The organism is Desulfosarcina sp., assembly GCF_046496365.1.
Classification (GTDB): domain Bacteria; phylum Desulfobacterota; class Desulfobacteria; order Desulfobacterales; family Desulfosarcinaceae; genus Desulfosarcina.
Genome location: NZ_JAWOHB010000183.1, coordinates 1 through 2,717, shown reverse-complemented (window position 1 = coordinate 2,717; position 2,717 = coordinate 1). Strand labels below are relative to the sequence as shown.

General features: G+C 56.9%; 3 protein-coding genes. All 3 read left to right on the top strand.

Features of this window, described 5'->3' with window-relative positions; translation table 11 throughout:
• Positions 1-953: TolC family protein (locus tag R6V78_RS18425; protein WP_410290853.1), on the top strand; the 953-nt coding region annotated here is incomplete at its 5' end.
• The gene (locus R6V78_RS18420) at positions 950-2,080 is read left to right on the top strand and encodes an efflux RND transporter periplasmic adaptor subunit (RefSeq protein ID WP_410290852.1); all 1,131 of its coding nucleotides are present in this window, start codon (positions 950-952) and stop codon (positions 2,078-2,080) included. The genes R6V78_RS18425 and R6V78_RS18420, both read left to right, overlap by 4 nt.
• On the top strand, positions 2,077-2,717 hold a 641-nt coding region (locus tag R6V78_RS18415), incomplete at its 3' end, for an ABC transporter ATP-binding protein (protein WP_410290851.1). The genes R6V78_RS18420 and R6V78_RS18415, both read left to right, overlap by 4 nt.

Here is a 2,717-nt window from a genome sequence, read left to right as displayed (position 1 = left end):
CCCAATCGGCCGAGCTGGAGGCGGAGCGGGTGAAACAGGATGTGATCCTGAACCTGAAGCTGGCCTATTTTGATCTGCTGAAGGCCGGTCGGCTTGTACATCTTGCCCGAAAAACACGGGAACAGGCGGAAAATCATCTGAAACAGGCCCAAGCTTTTTATCGGGCCGGTTCCAAGCCCATATTTGATGTGACCCGGGCTGAAGTGGAGGTGAACAGCGCCCGGCTTGATCTCATTAATGCCGACAACCGCAGGCGAATCGGCTGCATGGCGCTGAACAATGCCATGGGGGTCGATCCCGAAGGCCCGATCGAAATAGAAGACAGTCTGGAAACCTGGCCGGCTGTCCCTTCCCTGGAAAAAGTCAAGGCCGAGGCCCTGGCAAACCGGCCGGACCTGCGCAAGGCCGGATCGGATATCGCTGCAGCCGAAGCGCGCGTACGGACCGAAAAGGCGGATTATCTGCCGACCCTGGGGGTCAACGGCAGCTATAACTGGATCAACGGAACCACTGAGATGGGCATTCTGGAAGGAGACATCGGAAACAGCTGGAATGCGGGAATCGCTCTTTCCGTTCCGCTTTACGAAGGCGGCCTCACGAACGGGAGGGTAAACGAGGCAAAATCAGACCTGCAGTTGATCGAGGCGCAGCAGGACATGCTGCGGCAGACCATTCTGATCGAGGTTTGTCAATATTACGCGGATATGGAAAGTGCGGCAGTCCGCATCAAGGTGATGGAGAGTTCGCTTCAAAAGGCATTGGAAAATTTCGCCATCGCCCAGGGCCGGTATGAGGAAGGGGTCGGACCCTACATCGATGTAACGGATGCACAGGTATCATCGGTCAAAGCCGAAACCGACCATGTACAGTCCCTCTATGATTTTCAGCTTGCCGCGGCGAAACTTCTGCATGCCATGGGAAAAGGCGAACAATTACAAGGAACTCTGGAATGAAACCCCAAAGCAGGTTGATGAAACGAAAATGGTTCTGGCTGCTGTTGGCCGGATCGGCCGTTGCCGCCGGATTATGGCTGCTGGGAGAAGGAAAAGCCATACCGGTCAAGGTGACCGAACTAAAACCGGATGAACTCCGCGTCATCGTGAATGCCACGACCACCTCCACGGTCAAATCCGAAATCGAGGTCACCTTGTCCGCCCAGCGCACCGGACGTGTCGTCAAGCTGCCGGTCCGGGAGGGCGACCGGGTCAAAGCCGGGGATATCATCACCCGGCTCGATCTGAGCGAGGAATCGGTGCAGACCCAAAGCAATCTTGAACAAAGCAAGGCCAACTTTGAGGAGGCGGAAAAAAACAAACTCCGTGCAGAGGCCCTGTTCAACAAAAGCATGATCGCCCAGCAGGATCTGGATGCGGCCAGCCGAACCCATGAGGTCGCCCGGGCGCAATACCATGCGGCCATGGCCGATGCGGAAGTAAAGCAGAAGTATTCCATCATCCGCACGCCTTTTGACGGGGTTGTCGCCCAAAAATATACCGAAGTGGGCGAACTGCTGCTTCCCGGGTCCCGGATCGTAATGATCGTCCATCCGGAACAGATCTATGTCCTTGCCACGATCGATGAGGTCGACCTGGGACGGCTTCGTCCGGATCAGCCCGTAAGCATCACCGTTGATGCCTTCCCCGGGGAGACCTTTCAAGGGCATGTGAGACGGATATCACCCATCGTGAGCGGCGGCAAGCTGGAAACCCGCACGGCGGATGTCTGGATTTATTTCAATGAACCGCAGCCGAAGATCAAACCGGGAATGTCTGCCGATGTAGAGATACTGGTGATGGTTCTTTCGAACGTGCTTTCCGTCCCGTCCCAGGCCATCATCGAACGGGACGGCAAAAAACAGATATATTGCGCCGCCGGATCGGACCTGAAGCCCGGCGACCTTTCCCGGGCAATATTGAAACCGGTTGAAATCGGGGAGACCAACTGGAGCTTCACCCAGATCACCGGCGGCCTTGCCGCAGGCGAACAGGTCATCACCACCCCGGAAGCCGAGGGGCTGAAAGACCAGGCCAGGATAAAAATCGAGCCGGATGAAATCAGGCCGTCAGGAACCGATCCATGATCGAACTTGTCAACATCACCAAAACCTATCGAATGGGTTCGATGGACATCACCGTACTTGAGGACATTTCCCTTACCGTCCAAAGCGGAGAGCTGATCGCCGTGATGGGGCCTTCCGGTTCCGGCAAGTCCACCCTGATGAATATTTTAGGCTGCCTGGATCGGCCGACCGGCGGCGTCTATTACTTTGAAACCCGCGAAATCAGCACCCTGACGGACGATGAACTGGCCGCGGTGCGAAACGCCAAAATCGGTTTTGTCTTCCAGACCTTCAACCTGCTCCCGCGCTTTTCGGCATTGAAAAATGTGGAGGTCCCGCTGATCTATGCCGGTATCCCGAACCGTTTGCGCCGGGAAAGGGCTGTGCCGCTGCTTGAAAAAGTCGGCCTGGGGACCCGCATGCAGCATAAGCCAACGGAGCTTTCCGGCGGCCAGCAACAGCGCGTTGCCATTGCCCGGGCCCTGGTGAACAACCCGCCCCTCCTGCTGGCCGACGAGCCTACCGGCAACCTGGACAGCCGCTCAGGCGAAGAGATCCTGAATATCCTGACGGAACTCAACCGCCAGGGCGTCACCGTCATCATCGTTACCCATGACCCGGATGTGTCCGCCCAGTGCAAGCGGATCATCAATCTGAA

Coding starts and splice junctions, on each gene's coding strand:
- R6V78_RS18420 (WP_410290852.1), top strand. CDS start 950: ATGAAACCCCAAAGCAGGTTGATGAAACGAAAATGGTTCTGGCTGCTG.